This window comes from Arthrobacter sp. SPT-J7 (genome assembly GCF_059089965.1).
The window spans coordinates 1-18020 of the sequence record NZ_JBNHFF010000045.1 but is presented as its reverse complement, the minus strand read 5'-3'; the positions used below and the strand labels follow the sequence as shown (position 1 = coordinate 18020).

Annotated in this window: 14 protein-coding genes and 1 pseudogene; 11 read left to right on the top strand and 4 right to left on the bottom strand. The window is 64.7% G+C overall.

Annotated features, from left to right (window positions below; all coding sequences use genetic code 11):
• Together AC5RWX_RS21350 and AC5RWX_RS21345 are read left to right on the top strand one after the other, a co-directional pair.
• Positions 1-713: alpha/beta fold hydrolase (locus tag AC5RWX_RS21350; protein WP_494098309.1), on the top strand; the 713-nt coding region annotated here is incomplete at its 5' end.
• A 146-nt stretch (positions 714-859) separates the two neighbouring features.
• The gene (locus AC5RWX_RS21345; RefSeq protein WP_494098308.1) at positions 860-1177 is read left to right on the top strand and encodes a hypothetical protein; all 318 of its coding nucleotides are present in this window, start codon (positions 860-862) and stop codon (positions 1175-1177) included.
• Between the two features lie 88 nt (positions 1178-1265).
• On the opposite strand, the gene AC5RWX_RS21340 is transcribed toward AC5RWX_RS21345, so the two are convergent.
• Both AC5RWX_RS21340 and AC5RWX_RS21335 read right to left on the bottom strand, forming a co-directional pair.
• On the bottom strand, positions 1266-4772 hold the full coding sequence (locus AC5RWX_RS21340; protein WP_494098307.1) for a bifunctional proline dehydrogenase/L-glutamate gamma-semialdehyde dehydrogenase: 3507 nt from the start codon (positions 4770-4772) through the stop codon (positions 1266-1268).
• Between the two features lie 418 nt (positions 4773-5190).
• Complete coding sequence (locus AC5RWX_RS21335) at positions 5191-6654, bottom strand: amino acid permease (RefSeq protein WP_494098306.1); 1464 nt, start codon at positions 6652-6654, stop codon at positions 5191-5193.
• 152 nt (positions 6655-6806) lie between these two features.
• On the opposite strand from AC5RWX_RS21335, the gene AC5RWX_RS21330 reads away from it, so the two are divergent.
• From AC5RWX_RS21330 to AC5RWX_RS21315, 4 genes are all read left to right on the top strand, one after another.
• Complete coding sequence (locus AC5RWX_RS21330) at positions 6807-7721, top strand: LysR substrate-binding domain-containing protein (RefSeq protein WP_494098305.1); 915 nt, start codon at positions 6807-6809, stop codon at positions 7719-7721.
• Positions 7722-7824: 103 nt separating this feature from the next.
• Complete coding sequence (gene panD / locus AC5RWX_RS21325; RefSeq protein ID WP_458780141.1) at positions 7825-8250, top strand: aspartate 1-decarboxylase; 426 nt, start codon at positions 7825-7827, stop codon at positions 8248-8250.
• An 82-nt stretch (positions 8251-8332) separates the two neighbouring features.
• Entirely contained in the window at positions 8333-9259 is a 927-nt protein-coding gene (locus tag AC5RWX_RS21320; protein ID WP_494098304.1) for an AEC family transporter, read from the top strand.
• A 10-nt stretch (positions 9260-9269) separates the two neighbouring features.
• On the top strand, positions 9270-10403 hold the full coding sequence (locus AC5RWX_RS21315) for an FAD-dependent oxidoreductase (RefSeq protein ID WP_494098303.1): 1134 nt from the start codon (positions 9270-9272) through the stop codon (positions 10401-10403).
• Positions 10404-10406: 3 nt separating this feature from the next.
• Here AC5RWX_RS21315 and AC5RWX_RS21310 read toward each other — a convergent pair whose 3' ends face one another.
• Both AC5RWX_RS21310 and AC5RWX_RS21305 read right to left on the bottom strand, forming a co-directional pair.
• Positions 10407-11807: an MFS transporter gene (locus tag AC5RWX_RS21310; RefSeq protein WP_494098310.1), complete on the bottom strand. Its 1401-nt coding sequence runs from the start codon at positions 11805-11807 to the stop codon at positions 10407-10409.
• A gap of 64 nt (positions 11808-11871) precedes the next feature.
• Positions 11872-12861, bottom strand: coding sequence for an LLM class flavin-dependent oxidoreductase (locus AC5RWX_RS21305; RefSeq protein WP_494098302.1), 990 nt, complete (start codon positions 12859-12861; stop codon positions 11872-11874).
• Between the two features lie 263 nt (positions 12862-13124).
• Between AC5RWX_RS21305 and AC5RWX_RS21300 the strand changes: the two are divergent.
• From AC5RWX_RS21300 to AC5RWX_RS21280, 5 genes and pseudogenes are all read left to right on the top strand, one after another.
• A pseudogene (locus AC5RWX_RS21300) lies at positions 13125-14198 on the top strand (LLM class flavin-dependent oxidoreductase).
• Between the two features lie 60 nt (positions 14199-14258).
• A complete protein-coding gene (locus AC5RWX_RS21295) occupies positions 14259-14855 on the top strand; it encodes a TetR/AcrR family transcriptional regulator (RefSeq protein ID WP_494098301.1) in 597 nt (198 codons plus the stop codon).
• A gap of 104 nt (positions 14856-14959) precedes the next feature.
• The gene (locus AC5RWX_RS21290) at positions 14960-15085 is read left to right on the top strand and encodes a hypothetical protein (RefSeq protein WP_494098300.1); all 126 of its coding nucleotides are present in this window, start codon (positions 14960-14962) and stop codon (positions 15083-15085) included.
• A gap of 174 nt (positions 15086-15259) precedes the next feature.
• Positions 15260-16966, top strand: coding sequence for a helicase HerA-like domain-containing protein (locus AC5RWX_RS21285; RefSeq protein WP_494098299.1), 1707 nt, complete (start codon positions 15260-15262; stop codon positions 16964-16966).
• A 72-nt stretch (positions 16967-17038) separates the two neighbouring features.
• Positions 17039-18020 (top strand): hypothetical protein (locus AC5RWX_RS21280; protein ID WP_494098298.1); only part of this gene is annotated, 982 nt, incomplete at its 3' end.

Below are 18020 nucleotides of genomic sequence, written 5' to 3'. Positions count from 1 at the left end.
CGATCGTTATCCTGCACGGACTTGCCGGCAGCTCAGTGGAATATTTCGAGACCGCCCGCGCCCTTCCGGACTTCCGGACCATCCTGGTGGACCTTCGCGGCCACGGCCGAAGCACCTCCAGGCCCGGCGACCTTTCCCGGGAGGCCTTTGTTGCCGACGTCGTCCACGTGATCGAATCCGCGGTGGGTGGCCCTGTAGTACTCGTGGGCCAATCGATGGGGGGCCATACCGCAATGCTCGTTGCAGCGAAGCGGCCGGACCTGGTCACCAAACTCGTGCTTTTGGAAAGCAGTGCCGGCAGCAGCAGCGCTGCCGAAAATATGCAGCTCGGGGAATTTTTCCGGTCCTGGCCGGCCCCCTTCACAAGCCGGGCCGCCGCAAAGGAGTTTTTGGGCGACGGCCCCCTGCAGGAGGCGTGGGTGTCCGACCTTGAGGAAAGAACCAGCGGATACTGGCCCCGATTCTTTGCAGACGTCATGATGGGCACGATGGACGGGTTGATGCGGCCCCGCTGGGAGGAGTGGGACGCCGTCACGGCGCCAACCCTCGTTGTGTATGGCGAAGACGGAATGTTCCCTGCAGAGGAGAAAACGGAGTTCGTTGAGCGTGGCCACAACGTCCGGCGCGTCGACCTCCCCAGGGCTTCCCATGACGCTCATCTCGATGCCCCCGGCGCCTGGGTGGCGGCACTGAAATCGTTCCTGAACAGCTGAAAGCCTCCGCCGGAAGACAACCCGTTCTCCGTTGATGCCGGAACGTTGCATCACCTATGCTGGTTTTCCCATGGTCAAGCAGATGACCGGTTCTCCAATACGAGCACGCGCTGCCCGACGGGTTGCGCGCTCGGGACAGGCAGCCAATGACGACAGCCAAGAACACCCGCCTCAGCTCCACGCACGCCCGCCCGCATAATACTGCGCGGCCGCTGGCTACCCGCCAATCCACCCTCGGCTCCGGACTGGCCACCACGGACTCCGGGTATGTCGGCAAGCCCACCTGCGACAAGTGCCGCACCGATGAATTTGTCTACCTTGAGTCCTATATTCCGCCGACGTACCGGCGGGACGGGGCTGTTGCAACCCTGGGCGAAGCCGCCTACACCTGCACCCGCTGCGAGGAGTTTTCCGCTCACAGCGTGCCGGTGACGTGGACACCGCCCGGCTGGTACCTCGGCTAGCGGAGAACTAACCACTCAATACAGCAGAAGGCCGGGTGTCCACCGTCAAGGTGGCGCCCGGCCTTCTGCTTTGCCGCTGCGATTGAAGCTAGATCAGCGCATCCGAGAGGTGGTTCGGTGTGCCGAAGCGGTGCGCCGTGATGCTTACAGCCTGCTCATGCACGAACGGCAGCATTTCCACGCGGCCGGCCTCGGTGACGGGGTGGGAGTAGACAGCGAGGTCCGGGCGGCCGCCGGTCACGTGCGCCAGGGCTGTGGCATCCCCACCGATCAGGCGGATGCGTGCTCCGGAAAGCTTCCCGGCATCAGCGAGCTGGCCAGCAGCAGCCAGCCAGTCGGCGTCGGACTCAACTTTGATGTCGGTGTCCAGCGCGGTGAGCACCGCACGCAGCTGGGCTGGAAGGCCGACTGCCGTGGAGACCGTCAGCTCCGAGCCTGCCAGGACGCCGGCGGCTACGGTCCGCACGAGGTGCGCGAGCGGCGCGCCCTCGGAGAGGCGGATGGTCACGGGCAGGCTGCGGTAGCGGAAGATGTTGCGCTCCGCGGCGAGGCCGGAGACGTCCTTTGCCGTACCGAACTCGCTGGCCCAAGCCTCCGCATCGGAGGCCAGTGCGCGCTTGACGGATTCTAGTTCTGCAGGTTCCAGGGAGGAACCCGCTGCATTGATGATCCGCGCGACACCGGGGTGGGTGACAGGGGTATCTGCAGTGCTCGCGGCGGAAGTCCACTCGCCCAGGCCGGCCAGGTAGTTGGGTCCGCCAGCCTTGGTGCCGGCGCCAACCGCTGACTTCTTCCAGCCCCCGAACGGTTGGCGCTGCACGATGGCGCCGGTGATGCCGCGGTTCACGTACAGGTTTCCGGCCTGGATGGACTCCAGCCAGGTACCCAGCTCCGCTGAGTTCAGGGAGTGCAGGCCTGCGGTGAGGCCATACTCGATCTGGTTCTGGATGGCGATGGCCTCTTCCAGGGTGTCAGCGGTCATCACACCCAGCACCGGTCCGAAGAATTCGGTCAGGTGGAAGTAGGAACCGCGCTTGACGCCGTAGCGCACGCCCGGGCTCCAGAGCCGGCCGCTGTCATCCAGCTTCTTCGGTTCCACGGCCCAGTTTTCTCCGTCTCCCAGGGTGGTGAGGGCGTTGAGGAGTTTTCCGTTGGCGGGTTCGATGATCGGGCCCATCTGGCTGGTGGGGTCTTCCGGGTAGCCCACCTTCAGGGAGGTGACGGCGTCGATCAGCTGGTTGTGGAACCGCTTGGACTTGGCCACGGAGCCCACCAGGATCACCAGTGAGGCAGCGGAGCACTTCTGGCCGGCGTGGCCAAACGCGGAGTACGCAACATCCTTTGCAGCAAGATCCAAGTCCGCGCTCGGGGTGACAATGATGGCGTTCTTGCCGCTTGTTTCGGCCAGGAGCGGAAGGTCCTGGCGGAAGGAACGGAACAGTTCAGCGGTCTCGTAGCCGCCGGTGAGGATCACCCGGTCAACGGCCGGGTGCGAAATCAGCTGCTTTCCGAGCTCCCGCTCACCGAGTTGCACCATGGTGAGGACGTCGCGGGGCACGCCCGCTTCCCAGAGGGCTTCGATCATAACGGCACCGCTGCGGGCGGCCTGCTTGGCAGGCTTGATCACGACGGCGGAACCGGCGGCGAGTGCCGCGAGGGTGGACCCTGCCGGGATGGCGACCGGGAAATTCCACGGCGGCGTAACTACGGTGAGCTTGGCCGGGACGAACGTGGCGCCGTCGACTTCGTCCAGCCTTCGGGCGGACTCGGCGTAGTAGTGGGCAAAGTCAACGGCTTCGCTGACCTCCGGGTCGCCCTGGTCGATGGTCTTGCCGGTCTCGCTGGCCATAACCTCGAGGAGGTCGGCGCGTCGGGCCTCGAGGACGTCCCCGGCGCGGTGCAGGATCTCGGCACGCTCGGCGCCGGAGCGTTCGCCCCAGGCCTTGCCCGTTTCAACTGCCTTCCGGATGACGCGGTCCAGTTCCGCCTCGTCCTTGATGGCTGCTGCGGCGACGGAGGCGTTGCCCAGGGTGGAGGACGGAACACGTTCCAGGATGGCGCGTCCCCAGTCACGGTTGGCAGGCAGGGACGGGTCCGTGTCCGGGGTGTTTTCGAAGCCGTTGTGTGGCATCAGGACCGGGGGCAGGTTGCGGTTCTGCTGCCGGTTGGCCGGCGGAACCGCGTTGTCCAGCGCGGCGAGCGAGGCGAGGAAGCGCTGCTTCTCGCGCTCGAACAGAACCTCGTTTTCGCTCAGCTCGAAGACTGCCGACATGAAGTTATCCTGGCTTGCCCCTTCTTCAAGGCGGCGGATCAGGTAGGCGATGGCGACGTCGAACTCGGCCGGGTGCACCACCGGGGTGTAGAGCAGCAGCGAACCGACGTCCTTCTTAACGGCTTCGGCCTGGCCCTGGGCCATGCCCAGCAGCATCTCGAATTCGATGCCGGATTCAACGCCGCGCTGTTTTGCGAGCAGCCAGGCGAAGGCGATGTCGAACAGGTTGTGGCCGGCCACGCCGATCCGGATGTTCCGGATCCGGTCCGGGTGGAGGGAGTAGTTGATGACGCTCTTGTAGCTGGTATCGGAGTCCTGCTTGCTGCCCCAGGTTGCCAGCGGCCAGTCGTGCAGGGAGGCTTCCACCTGCTCCATGGGCAGGTTAGCGCCTTTGACCACACGGACCTTGATTGCTGCACCGCCGTTGGCGCGGCGTTCGGCAGCCCAGTCCTGCAGGCGGATCATGGCGGAGAGGGCATCCGGGAGGTAGGCCTGAAGTACGATGCCGGCCTCGAGGTCCTTGAACTCAGGCTTGTCGAGGATCCTGGTGAAAACCGCGATGGTCATGTCCAGGTCCTTGTACTCTTCCATGTCCAGGTTGATGAACTTGGCCTTCGTACCGGGCCCGGCGAAGGAGGCCGCGCGCTGGAACAGCGGCGTGAGCTTCTCGACGACGTGCTCCACGGCTTCGTCAAAGGCCCAGGCGGAGTGCGGGGCGACGGTGGAGGACACCTTGATGGAAACGTAGTCGACGTCGGGGCGGGCCAGCAGGGTGTGCGTCCCCTCAAGGCGGCGGGAAGCCTCGTGCTCACCGAGGACGGCCTCGCCAAGGAGGTTGACGTTGAGCTTGATGCCGTCCCTGCGGATCTTCGAGATCGCGGGCCCGAGCTTGGCGTCGGTGGCATCAACGATCAGGTGGCCCACCATTTCGCGCAGGACCTTGCGGGCGATAGGGATAACAACCTGCGGCATGACCGGAGCCATGGTCCCACCCAGCTGCACGGCACGGCGCATGTACCAGGGCAGGAACGCGGGGACCTTGGGTGCGAGCGCGGCGAGGTTCCGCGCGGCCACGTTCAGGTCCTCGGGACGGACAACTCCGTCCACGAAACCAACAGTGAACTCCAGCCCGTTGGAGTCCTTCAACACCCCTGCAAGCTGCTGGGCGGAGGCGTCCACGGGAACCTTGGACGCCTCTGTCAGCCAGTGGCGTACCAGCGCTACGGCTTCACTTGCCAGCGCCTTCGCCTGAGGCACATCGACGTCGACGGTCCGTGGCGTAGTTGCCGGCGCAATTGCCGGTTCCATTGCAATGTGGGTCATGGCTTTTCTCGTTCTTTCCTGTGGTTCGAGGAGGTCTTATTTACCAGTATGAGCCTGCAGTCACGTAAGATAAAGCGATCTTTCCTAAGCGATACAGGTTAGAAAATCCAATGGTTTGGCTAGTGTGCATGTGGCCCCATTCCTCCTTGAATGCGCCATCACTTACCGTACGTTGCAGGCCCACGCCTCATCACTTTCCGCGCCCCGCCGGATCTAGCCCCATCACCTTCTGCATGATTTCCGGCATCCCTCCCGGACTGCCGGGCAAACAGCGAACCCTCCCCCACAGGAAGTGGAAGAGGGTTCGTCGAAAACGCGTCAAAAGTGGTGGGCCGCCCCCGGAAAAGGCGCGTAGGGTGATGGCGCATTCGGTGAATTCGTGCGTCAGGCAACGGCGCTATCGGGGGGTCGAAAAGCGTCAGCCGACGGGCCGGTGCATCTCCACAATCTCCTCGTGCCGCGGGCTGTTCGGGTTCATCAGCGAGTTCTTTTTTCCATAAAAGAAATAGATGGCCAGGCCAATAACAAGCCAGACGCCGAAGCGGGCCCAGGTTTCCCAGTGCAGCTGGAACATCAGGAACGCGGAGGCCAGCACACCGAAGGCCGGGATGACCGGCATCAGCGGCAGGCGGAAGGACCGGGGAGCATCCGGCTTCTTGTAACGGATCACGATCACAGCGAAACAGACGACGACGAACGCAGCCAGAATGCCGATATTCGTGAGGTCAGCAACGGCCTTGATGGGGAACACGCCGGCCAGCAGTGCGGACGCAACGCCGGCGATCCAGGTGACTCGTTGCGGGGTGCCGTGGCGGTCGGTCTTGGAGAACCAGCCGGGCAGCAGGCCGTCGCGGCTCATGGAGAACCAGACGCGGGTGACACCCAGGAGGAAGGTCAGCATCACGGTGAGGATGGACAACACGGCGAACACCGAGATGATGGTGGCAATCACCGGCAGGCCCACTCCCGTAAAGGCAGAAGCGAAACCGGCGGTGGGATCGATGTCCCTGTAGTTCTGCATGCCGGTCAGCACCAGGGTGGCAGCCACGTACAGGAGCATCGCAATGATCAGCGAAAGGATGATGGCCTTGGGCATGTGCTTCTTGCCGTCCTTGGCCTCTTCGGCCGCGGTGCTCATGGCGTCATAACCAAAGACGGCGAAGAAGACGGTGGCAGCACCCGCAAGGACGGGCCCGAAGCCGCTGGGCATAAACGGATTGTAGTTGTTGGTGTCGATGTAAAAGACGCCCAGGCCAATAATGAAGAGGATCAGGATGACCTTGATGGCCACTGCCACCAGCTCGAACCGGCCGAAAGCCTTGGTGCCGCGGGAGAGGATCCAGGTCACGATGAGGCACACCACGATGGCCGGGATATTCACCACTCCGCCTCGGCCTTCGTCAGCCGTGGAGGTCATCCAGAGGGGCATGTGGATGCCGATGCCGGAGAGGAAGGCATCAAAGTAGCCGGAGATGCCAATCGCCACCACGGCAACAATGGCGATGTATTCCAGCAGCAGGTCCCAGCCGATAAACCAGCCGATGATCTCGCCCAGCGCCACATAGCCGTAGGTGTACGCCGAGCCCGCGCGGGGAATCATGCCCGCGAACTCTGCGTAGGACAGCGCCGCGGCCGCCGAAGCAAGGCCGGCAACGAGGAAGGAAATCAGCACCGCGGGCCCTACCCCGGGTGTGCTTTCGCTTCCTGCTGCCACCAGTCCCGCAAGGGAGAAGATGCCGACGCCGATAATGCCGCCTACGCCGATCGCCGTAAGCTGCCACAGTCCGAGTGACTTGAAGAGGCCACTGTGTTTGTTTTCTTCCTCAATGTCGTCGATGGGCTTGCGCCTCATGATCGACTGGCTCATATCTCTAGTGCTCATCAGGAACTCCTGCTTGGGGTGCGACCCCGCCGCGGCACGCCGCTAGGCGCTGTGACAGGGGTAACTCGATCCCAACAGTATGCAAGCCTGCTTGCATTAGATAAAGTGACTACTTCTAACCTATATTCGTTAGTTTCAGTTAGGAATTCCCCATGCTTGACCTCCGCCGGCTCCGGCTGCTCAGGGAACTGAGCATCCGTGGAACGCTCGCCGAGGTGGCGGAGGCATTGCAGTACAGCCCGTCGTCGGTTTCCCAGCAGCTTGCCCTGCTGGAGAAGGAAGTAGGTGTGGAGCTGCTCCGCAAGACCGGCCGGCGGGTGCAGCTCACACCGCAGGCTGAGGTGCTGGTGGCGCACACGGCCAGTCTGCTGCAGACCATGGAACAGGCGGAGGCCGACCTGGCTGCTTCCCTAACCACTGTCACCGGGACGGTCCGGATCGCGGTCTTCCAGTCCGCCGCCCTTGCACTGATGCCGGAAACGCTGACGAGGATGGCGGAGGCCTACCCGGAGGTCCGCATCGAGATGATCCAGCGTGAGCCGGAAACCGCACTGCACGAGACTTGGGCGCGGGACTTCGACCTTGTCATCGCCGAACAGTACCCGGGGCACGCTGCCCCGCGTTACCCCGAACTGGACCGCGTCCGCCTGACCACCGATGCCATCAGGCTGGCAGTTCCACCAACGTCCGTCGGCGGGCCCGCCATCAACTCGCTGGCGGACACCGCCGAACTCGCCTGGGTTATGGAGCCTAGGGGCGCCGCATCACGGCACTGGGCGGAGCAGGCCTGCCGGAGCGTCGGGTTCGAACCCGACGTCCGCTTTGAAACCGCCGACCTTCAGGCGCAGATCCGGCTGATCGAATCCGGCAACGCCGTGGCCCTGATGCCGGACCTGGTATGGACAGACCGCGGCACCACTGCCCAACTGCTGGAGCTCCCAGGCAAACCGCACCGCACGGTCTTCACGTCAGTGCGCCGCTCCAGTGCCCGGAGGCCTGCCATCCTGGCGGCAAGGGAGACGTTGGCTGCGGCCGCAGCGGCGGTGGCAACGAGCGACGCCGGGTGACCACCCGCCGTCGTAACCTTTCGTCCTCAAGGTTGTGCCTTACTGCGGCAGTGTTCCCTGCGTCACTGCGCGGGATGTCCCCCGGCGCTAGACTAATGCCGTTATGAATCGAACAATGTTCAAGTCCAAAATCCACCGGGCCACCGTCACGCACGCCGACCTTCACTACGTAGGTTCGGTCACCGTTGACCTGGACCTCCTGGACGCTGCCGACATTCTTCCCGGTGAGCTGGTGTCCATCGTGGACGTGACCAACGGCGCCCGGCTGGAGACGTACACCATCGCCGGCGAGCGCGGCTCCGGCGTCATCGGCATCAACGGTGCTGCGGCCCACCTGATGCAGGAAAACGACATTGTCATTTTGATTACTTACGCACAGATGACCACCGAGGAAGCGAAGGCCTACGAGCCCAAGGTGGTCCACGTGGACGGAAACAACCGCGTTATCCAACTGGGCAACGACCCCGCCGAGGGACTGACACCAGGGCTGCTCCGGCCCCCTTTTGCCCTTAACAACGCTTCCCTCTAACCCGGAGCGTGTGTCCCAGTACCCTCCGCCGCCGCGCCCTGCTGTCTAACTTCCAGCGGCACAACTCCCTGCGGGTTGTCCCTTGCTAGGTGTACTGGCCGGCTTCTTTGTTGTCTGGTGCATCATCCTGGTGGGCTGGTTCGTGGGCCGGCAGAAGATACTGGGTGACAACGCACGCCAGGTCCTCAGTTCCCTCACCTTCTTTGTGGCCAGCCCGGCGCTGCTGTTCGAAACGCTCAGTAAGGCACGCCTGGCCGAGGTGTTTGCGGCCCCCCTGCTGGTCGCCGCGGTATCGGCCATAGCCACCGCCGCCATCTTCTTTGCTATCGCCAAGTTCTGGCTGAAACGCTCGCTTCCCGAGTCCCTGATGTCCTCGATGGCTGCCTCGCTGGTGAACTCCGCGAATCTGGGCATCCCCATCGCAGTCTACGTCCTGGGTGATGCGAGCTACGTGGCGCCGCTGCTGATCTTCCAGCTGGCCTTTTTCACGCCGTTGTTCCTGATGATCCTGGACTCGAGCACCAGCTCGCACCGCACCACTCCCCTGAACTTCGTGGTGATGATCCTGAAGAATCCCATGATCGTCGGCTCCGCCCTGGGCTTGCTGGTGGCAGGCACCGGCTGGCAGGTTCCGCCGCTGGTTATGGAGCCCATCCACCTGATCGGCGGTGCCGCGATTCCGGCCATGCTGATCGCCTTTGGCATGAGCCTGAACGGTACCCGCCCGCTCCAGGCCTCCGCCGCCCGCCGGGTGGACACCCTGCTGGCCAGTGCCTTCAAACTGGTGGTCCAGCCGGCGCTTGCGTACGTCTTTGCCCGTTTCGCACTGGGGCTGGAGGGCCACGTGCTGTTTGCCGTCGTGGTGACTTCAGCACTGCCCACGGCGCAGAATGTTTTTGTGGCCGCAAGCCGCTACAAAACGGGCCTCACGGTGGCCAAGGACACCGTACTGATTACTACGGTGGTGGCCGTCCCGGCGATGATTGGCGTAGCGCTGCTGCTGACGTGATGGGAGTCTGATGGATAAGATGCTGGACACCGTGGTGATCGGCGGCGGAGCCATGGGTTCGGCTGCCGCATGGGCGTTGTCCCGCCGCGGCCGCCACGTGACGCTTGTGGAGCAGTTCGGGCCGGGGCACACGGTCGGGGCCTCGCACGGCGCCACGCGCAACCTGAACCCCGGCTACCAACGGCCGGAATACGTGGCCATGCTGGCTGAAGGCTTAAGCCTATGGGACGAGCTTGAGCAGGACAGCGGCGAACAGTTGCTGGCCCGAACGGGAATCGTCAACCACGGTCCCGATCCCCGGCTCCGGGACGTCGCTGACGCGCTGAACCATGCCGGCATCCGTGCCGAGTTCTTGTCCCCTGCGGCGGCAGGCGAGCGCTGGCGCGGCATCCGTTTTGACCAACAGGCACTTCATATGCCCGACGGCGGCCAGCTCAACCCGGAGGCGGCACTGCCAGCCTTCCAGCGGCTCGCGGTGGCCCGGGGCGCCGAAATGCGGCATCACACCAAAGTGGTGGCGCTTGAAGTGATGGACGACGGCGTTCGGCTCACCTTGGAGTCCGGCGCGGGCGCCGAGATGGTCACGGCCGCCCAGGTTGTGGTCACCGCCGGGGGCTGGACCGAAAAACTCCTGGCCGGCGCCACCGGAAGTAGCCGACTGCGGATTCCGAAGCTGCGGGTCACCCAGGAGCAGCCGGCGCACTTCCGGGTGACGGATGAGGGCGCCCGGTGGCCCGGGTTCAACCACATGCCGGGCACGGGCGCGGAGTACAAAAGCTGGTACTCCCCCGTCTACGGGATGCAGACCCCAGGGGAAGGGATTAAGGCCGGGTGGCACGGCGTGGGCCCGGTGGTGGACCCGGACCGGCGGTCGTTCCAGCCGGAACCCGTCCAGCTCGCCGCCCTACAGCATTACGCCCGGACGTGGCTGCCCGGGGTGGACGCCGAGTCCTTCGCGGCCATCAGCTGCACGTACACCACCACTCCGGATGAAGACTTCATCCTGGACCGGATCGGCCCTGTGGTCATCGGCGCAGGATTTTCCGGGCACGGGTTTAAGTTCACTCCCGTCGTTGGCCGCATTCTTGCCGACCTCGCCACCGGCACGCGGCCTGCCCCGGAAATCTTCCGCGCATCCCGCTAGCCGTCAGCGCGCCTTGCCGTCTTCGGCCCCGGTGGGAACCGGCTCGGCGTCGGCCTGCTTCCCCGCTGTCGCCTTGACCGCGGGCATTGCCAGCACCGCCGCCACAGTGAGAAGGCCTGCGGCCAGCGCCGCCAGGAAAACGGCACCTGAAGCGGCGACGACGGCTAATGCCTTATCGGCCCCTGCCGTGTTTTCGTACACCAAATTCGCGATGGCGCCGAACACGGCCACGCCGAGGGCGCTGCCAATGGACCGGGCGAACATGTTGGTGCTCGTCACGACGCCGCGCTCGTTCCATGCCACGCTGGACTGGGCAGCGATCAGGGTAGGGGTGGCCACCAACCCCAGGCCGAGTCCGACGACGAAGCAGCTGATGGCTATCAGCAACACGTTGGGAGTAGCCGAAGTCAGGGCAAGGACCAGAAGGCCCGCCACTGTGACGGCAATTCCGATCAGGGCGGTGGGTTTAAACCCGATCCGCAGGTAGAGCCGCCCGGCCTGCGACGCGCTGATCGGCCAGCCGAGGGTCAGCGCTGCGAGCGCCAGGCCAGCAATCAACGGCGAGGTGGACAGTGCGCCTTCCAGGAACGTCGGCACATACGAGGTCAATCCGATCATGACTGCTCCGACCCCGAAGGACACCAGCGCAGTGGTACCCAGCAGGCGCCGCGACACCACCCAGGTTGGCAGCACTGGCTCCGCGGCCCGCCGCTCCACCAGGAGGAACAGGACCAGGAGGACGGCACCCACGGCGAAGACGCCGATGCCAACCGGCGAATCCCACTCCCACGCCTGCCCGCCCTGGAGTGCGCCAAGGATCAGCAGGCTGAGCGAGCCTGCCAGGAGCGCAGCGCCGGCGTAGTCCACACGGTGCTTGGCACGCTCGACGTTTTCGTGCAGGGTCCGAAGCAGCATCCACCCCGCCAGCAGGCACAAGGGAACGTTGACCAGGAAGATGCCGCGCCAGATCCCCAGGGAGGAGAAGATGCCGCCCAGGCTGGGACCCACCACTGAGGAGACCGCCCAGACGCTGGCCAGGTAGCCCTGGACTTTGGCTCGCTCCTCGATCGAGTAGATGTCGCCGGCGATGGTGATGGACACCGGCAGCACGGCGCCCGCGCCTAGTCCCTGCAGCGCCCGGAAAGCGATCAGGGCGGGCATGCTCCAGGCGATCCCGCAGAGGATTGAACCGAGCAGGAACAGCCCTATGCCTGCCAGGATGATCGGCTTGCGGCCAACCACGTCCGATAGCTTCCCGTAGATCGGCACCGAGACGGCCTGGGCCAGCAGGTACGCAGAGAAGAGCCAGGGGAAGGACTCGAACCCGCCCACATCGCGGACGATCGAGGGAACTGCGGTGGCCACAATGGTGGAATCAATGGCTACCAGTCCGGTGGACAACATCAGCGCAATGAGGATGGGCCCGCGTTTGGAGCGGAATCCGACGCCCTCGCTGGTGGATGCCACGCTAGACCCGGGCCAGTCCGGCTGCCTGCGCGAGCAGTTCCACGGAACGCAGCCGTGCCTCGGTACCGGCGCTTTGGTGCGCCACGATGAGTTCATCGGCGTCGGCGTGCCTGCCGAATTCGTCCAGGTAGTCCATCACGACGTCGGGCGTACCCACCGCAGAGTACGTCATCATCTGCGCGACGTGCTGGCCCTGGGGTGAGTCGAGGATCATGTCCGCTTCGTCATCGGTGAACTCGCGGCCACCGCCGAAGAACAGCGACACCCGCGCCCGCTTGGTGGCCTGCATCATCGCCTGCGCCTGGGAGGCGGAATCAGCGGCAATCACGTTCACGCCCGCGATCACGTGCGGAGCCTCCAGCTGTGCTGAGGGCTTGAACTCGCGGCGGTAAAGGGCAACCGCATCCTGCAGCGCGTTGGGGGCAAAGTGCGAGGCGAACGCGTACGGCAGGCCAAGCTGGGCGGCCAGGCGCGCACCGAACAGAGACGAGCCCAGGATGTACAGCGGGACGTTGGTGCCCTTTCCCGGGGTGGCTTCCACGCCCTGGATCCGGGTGGGCCCGGTGAGGTATCCCTGGAGCTCAAGGACATCCTGCGGGAAGCTGTCGGCGGACATCGGGTCACGGCGCAGCGCGCGCATGGTGTTCTGGTCGCTGCCGGGCGCACGTCCGAGGCCCAGGTCGATCCGTCCGGGATGCAGGGTTTCGAGGGTGCCGAACTGCTCCGCGATGGTCAGTGGTGAGTGGTTGGGCAGCATCACGCCGCCGGCCCCGAGCCGGATGCTCTCCGTATGCGCGGCCACATGGGCAATGAGCACGCTCGTCGCGGAAGAGGCAATGGAAGACATGTTGTGGTGCTCGGCGTACCAGACCCGCCGGTACCCCAATTTCTCGGCGTTCTGCGCCATGGCCACGCTGCCCGCGAAACTCTCTGCCGCCGTCTGGCCCTTACTGATGGTTGCCAGGTCAAGGATGGAGAGGGGAAGAGTCACGGTGGGAGCCGACCTTTCAAAACGTTACGTGGAGTTGTGCCGGCCGGATCGCGGCGGGCACTCTGTGCATAACCACGGCGGGCCCCGTCTTATTTCAGCTTGCGTTGGAATACCCAACACACTCACCGGGTTGCCGCCCTGTACAAGGATGCCGAGAACGCTGCGGCCTGGACGTCTAACGCGGTGCAGGACGGCAACCTCAGGCAGGTCACGTCGGGGCGCCTATTCTGAGAAGGAGCCGCCCCCGATGCTCAAGGAGCCCCATGCCCGACCCAACACGACCCTTACGCAAGCTTGGATTCCTCACTATCGGACTGTTCGATCCGGCGGATCCCGCCTCGGGCCACGAATCCACTTTGCAGATCATCGAGCGTGGCGAGCGGCTTGGATTCGACAGTGCTTGACTGCGCCACCGCCATCTGCAGTTCGGGATCTCTTCCCCCGTCGCCGTGATGGCCGCCGCCAGCCAGCGCACCTCCCGGATTGAACTTGGAACCGCGGTCACCCCGCTGGGCTGGGAAAACCCATTGCGCCTGGCCGAGGACCTGGCCACCGTGGATCTGCTCGCCGGGGGACGAATCAATCCGGGGCTGAGCGTGGGGGAACCGATGCACTACGACAGCGTGAAGCACGCGCTGTACCCGGATACCTCAGGGCTGGAGGACTTCAGCTACGCCCGCGTGGATCGCCTTGCGCGCCTGATCGCAGGGGAAAGGGTGCGGGACTTTTCGGGCAGGCAGGATGTGGTCGAGGAATTCTCCAACCGCATCGAGCCGCACTCTCCCGGCCTTCGGGATCGCCTTTGGTACGGGGCAGGCAGCAGGAAGTCCGCCGTCTGGGCCGGGGCGAACGGTTTTAATCTGCTCTCCAGCAGTGTGGTCTTCCCCGAAGCGGATCAGGAACCGGACTTTGCCCACGTTCAGCAATCGCAGATTCGTGCCTTCCGTGAGGCCGCTGCAACGTCAGCTCAAGCGCATAGACCGGCCCGTGTGTCGCAGGGCCTGGTGGCCATCCCCACCGATACAGCGTCACCGGGACAGCGGGAGAAGTACCAGCGTTACGTCGATGAACGCACTCCCCGCACGCGGGCGCCGCAGGGTCCAAAAGGCATGATGTTCGCCCCGGACCTCATCGGCACCAGCGATGAAATTGCCGAGCAACTGTACGCACACGCAGGATTCCAGGAAGTGGATGAGGTGGCGTTCGCACTCCCCTTCAGCTTTGACCACGAGGACTACCTCCAGATCCTTACCGACATTGCCGGCAGGTTGGGTCCCGCCCTGGGATGGACCCCGGCGGAAGTTGGGCAGGACTCACCGGGACCGCCTATTACTTGATCCGCCCTTCCACTCACCTTGGAAGTGCACGCCTGGCAGGTTTGGCCATAGTCTGGCCATATGGGGACAAATAGCGTGAACTCCGGGGAACAGATCGACAGGCAGTCGCGCATCCTCGAAGCGGCGCTTGATCTGCTGTCCCGCCACGGTATCTCAGGCGTGAGCATGCGCGCTGTGGCCCGCGAAGCCGGGGTCGCGCTGGGGCTGGTGAACTATTACTACGACGACAAGACCAGCCTCATCCGGGCGGCCCTGCACAGGGTAGACGAGCATGACCTTAAGCTGGTTGCACCAGACCTGTCGTCGGCCCCGGACGAACAGTTGCGCAAGGCCCTGCGCCGGGTTGCGGGCGCCGAACTGCTGACCACACGGTACCTGTCCCTGCGCCTGCACCTCTGGGCCCTCGCGCAAGCCGACGAGGACTATGCAGAGATCAACGCTGCGGCTTTTGACCGGTATCTCGACGGGCTCGCTTCGCTGGTGTCCAACGCCGTCCCCGGGCTGCCGTGGGAGCAATGCAGGGAACGGGCAGCCGATATTGTCGTCGTACAAAACGGCATGTGGCTCACCGCGCTTCTTGGCATAGACAAGGCAGCTATCCAGAGAAGCATCGCCCGCACCGAGCAGATCGCGTTCGCCCCGCCGCGGGACCAATAGCCCCGCCAGGGTACCGGACATCCGGAACACCAGCTGTAGCCCGTCCCAAAGTCCTCCTTCAGTATTGAACGATTGTTCAAGGCTAGATTGAACAGTCGTTCAACATGCCCTACCTCCTGGTCACGGTTCCGCTGCTGCGCAACCGACTGCTGAAGAAGTGGCCACTCACCGACGACGGCTCCGAGTCGTTGCCGCCGTCGCAGGAGGAGGCGCCCTGCCGTACCGCCTGACGATCCGGCATCAGACGGGAGTGCTGGCCGAACACGCCGCGGCCGTGGCAGCACATCCGTCCTCGGGCCCCGCCCTGCAGGCAACGCCGGTGGAAAACCGTGGTGCGGAGGTCAAAGTACCTTGGAGCTGCTGGGGCCCATCCCAAGGGCTGGGCCCACCGCTAAGCTAACGGCATGGCCAACAAAACCACAGCAGAGAAGCTTGCCACCATCCAGAAGGGGTACACGCTGGAAGGGGCCGCCATCGAGCTCGGTGCCGCCATCGTGGACGGCGAACTCCACAAGGAGGCGCAGGTCCGCCTGCCGCTGGCTATGATGAACCGGCATGGCCTGGTGGCGGGCGCCACCGGCACCGGCAAAACCGTCACGCTGCACATGATGGCCGAACAGCTGTCCACCGCCGGTGTCCCCGTCTTCCTGGCGGACATCAAGGGAGACCTCTCGGGCCTCGCCACGGCAGCCACGGGCAGCGAAAAACTTGCGGCACGCACCGAGAGCATCGGCCAGGCCTGGCAGGGCAGGACCTTCCCCGTAGAGTTCCTCGCCCTGGGCGGTGACGGCAACGGCGTTCCGGTCAGGGCAACGGTGACCTCCTTCGGCCCCATCCTGCTCTCGCGCATCATGGAGCTGAACGACACCCAGGAATCCAGCCTGCAGCTCGTGTTTTACTTTGCGGACAAGAACGGCCTGGAGCTGACCGACCTGAAGGACCTCAGGGCTGTCATTCAGTTCCTTACGTCGCCGGAGGGCAAGGACCAGCTGGAGGAGCTGGGCGGGTTGTCCAAAGCCACCGCGGGCGTGATCCTGCGGGGACTGGTGACCCTCGAGGCCCAGGGATTGGAGAAGTTCTTCGGCGAACCGGAATTCGATACCGCCGAGCTGCTGCGGACTGCCCCGGACGGCCGCGGCGTGGTGACCTGCCTGGAACTGCCCACCCTGCAGACCAAGCCCATGCTGTTCTCGACCTTCCTGATGTGGCTGCTGGCCGACCTCTTTGAGGACCTGCCCGAAGCCGGCGACCTCGACAAACCGAAACTCGTGTTCTTCCTCGACGAGGCACACCTCCTCTTTAGCGATGCCTCCAAGGCGTTCCTGGAGGCCATTACCACCACCGTCCGGCTGATCCGTTCCAAGGGTGTTGGCATCTTCTTCGTCACCCAGACGCCCAAGGACGTGCCGGCTGATGTCCTCGGCCAGCTGGCCAACCGGGTGCAGCATGCCCTTCGGGCCTTCACTCCGGAGGACGCGAAAGCGCTGAAGGCGACAGTCTCCACGTTCCCGATGAGCGACTACGACCTAGAAGAGACCCTGACGTCCGCGGGGATCGGCGAAGCCGTGATCACCGTCATGAACGAGAAGGGTGCACCCACGCCTGTGGCCCATACCCGGCTGCGCGCCCCTGAATCCGTGATGGGCCCGAGCGACGAGGCCCTGGTGAGAAGCACGGTGGCCGGGTCGGCTTTGCTGGGCAAATACGGGACCGCCGTTGACAACCCCTCGGCCTACGAAAAGCTCACCGGCAAGGCGGCTGCTCCCACCGGCCCGGCTGCGCCCGGCGGACCTCCCGTTCCCGGCGCCGGCGTTCCTGGCGCTGACGCAGGCGTCGACATCGATGCCGAGGCGCGGCGGATTGAAGAGGAAATCCTGGGCCGGCCCAGCAGCAGGCCTGCACCCACCAGGAACAGCGGCCGCCGCGCCCCTGCTGATGTCCCGCGAACTACCCGCGAGGAGTCCGGTGACAGCATGATGGGCGACCTTGGAGGTGTCCTCGGCGGTGCACTCGGCGGCGGGCTGAAAAGCATGGCCCGGTCCATCGGAACACAGCTGGGACGCGAGCTGCTGCGCGGCGTTTTTGGCACGTCCTCCCGGCGCCGCCGCTGACCGGAGCCGCAGCCGTGCACTGACTCAACTGCAGCCGTCGGCGACATGGCAGGTAACGTATGGAACGTGCAAATGAGTCAAGCGTTGGTGAGGATCGCAGCCGGATGGCTGCTGGGCCTCATGCTTGCTGTTGCCGGCGCCATCGTTGCCGTGAACCTCGTGAACGATACTGTGGCCAGTCCTCAGCAGCCGGTGCGCGAGTATCTGGACGCCTTGCAAAGCGGCGACGGCGGCAAGGCACTCGGACTCCTGAGGGCAACGGTACCGCCCAGCAATGCTGCCATGCTCGACGGCACGGCCCTGCAGACCGCCGCGTCCCGCCTGGCCAACGTGAACATCGGAGAGGCCGAGGAGCGACCGGGCGCCCAGGTGATGGTGCCCTTGGAATACACGATCGACGGGAGCCGCCTCCGCACTGAGTTCCTGCTGCAGAAGACCGGAACTGAGTGGATCTTCTTCAACACGTGGGCGTTTGTCCCGTCCCGGCTGCCCACAGTCGATGTCACCGTGGTCAATGCCAGCGAGGCCACCGTCAACGGAGTGGACGTCAATATGCCGAACGGCCGGAACTCCTTCGCCGTTTTCTACCCGGGCGAATACGAAGCCACGGTGAACGGGGAGTACTTTTCCGCGCCAGCCACCCGTGCCACAGTGACCGCCCGGGATGTCCCGGTGGCGCCGCTCAACCTGCTGACACAAGCTACGGACGACCTGAAGACGGACGTGGCGGCCAAGGTGAAGGAATTCCTGGACGGCTGCGCAGCCCAGGCAGTCAAGGAGCAGAAGCTCCAGCCGGACTGCCCCTTCTACTACGCCAGCAACAACCGGGTCCAGGACGGCACCATAAAATGGGCCGTGACTGAGTACCCCAACGTGGCCATCGAGCCCTTCGACGGGCGCTGGGTGGTGGCACCGCTGGACGGCAAGGCAAAGGTGGAGGCGCTCCAGCAGAACCTGTTCACCGGCGCCTGGTACCCGCTGGACGAAGAGGTGGACTTCAGCTTCACCACCCGCCTGGACGTCTCCGGTGACACGATCAAAGTAACGCCGCTGC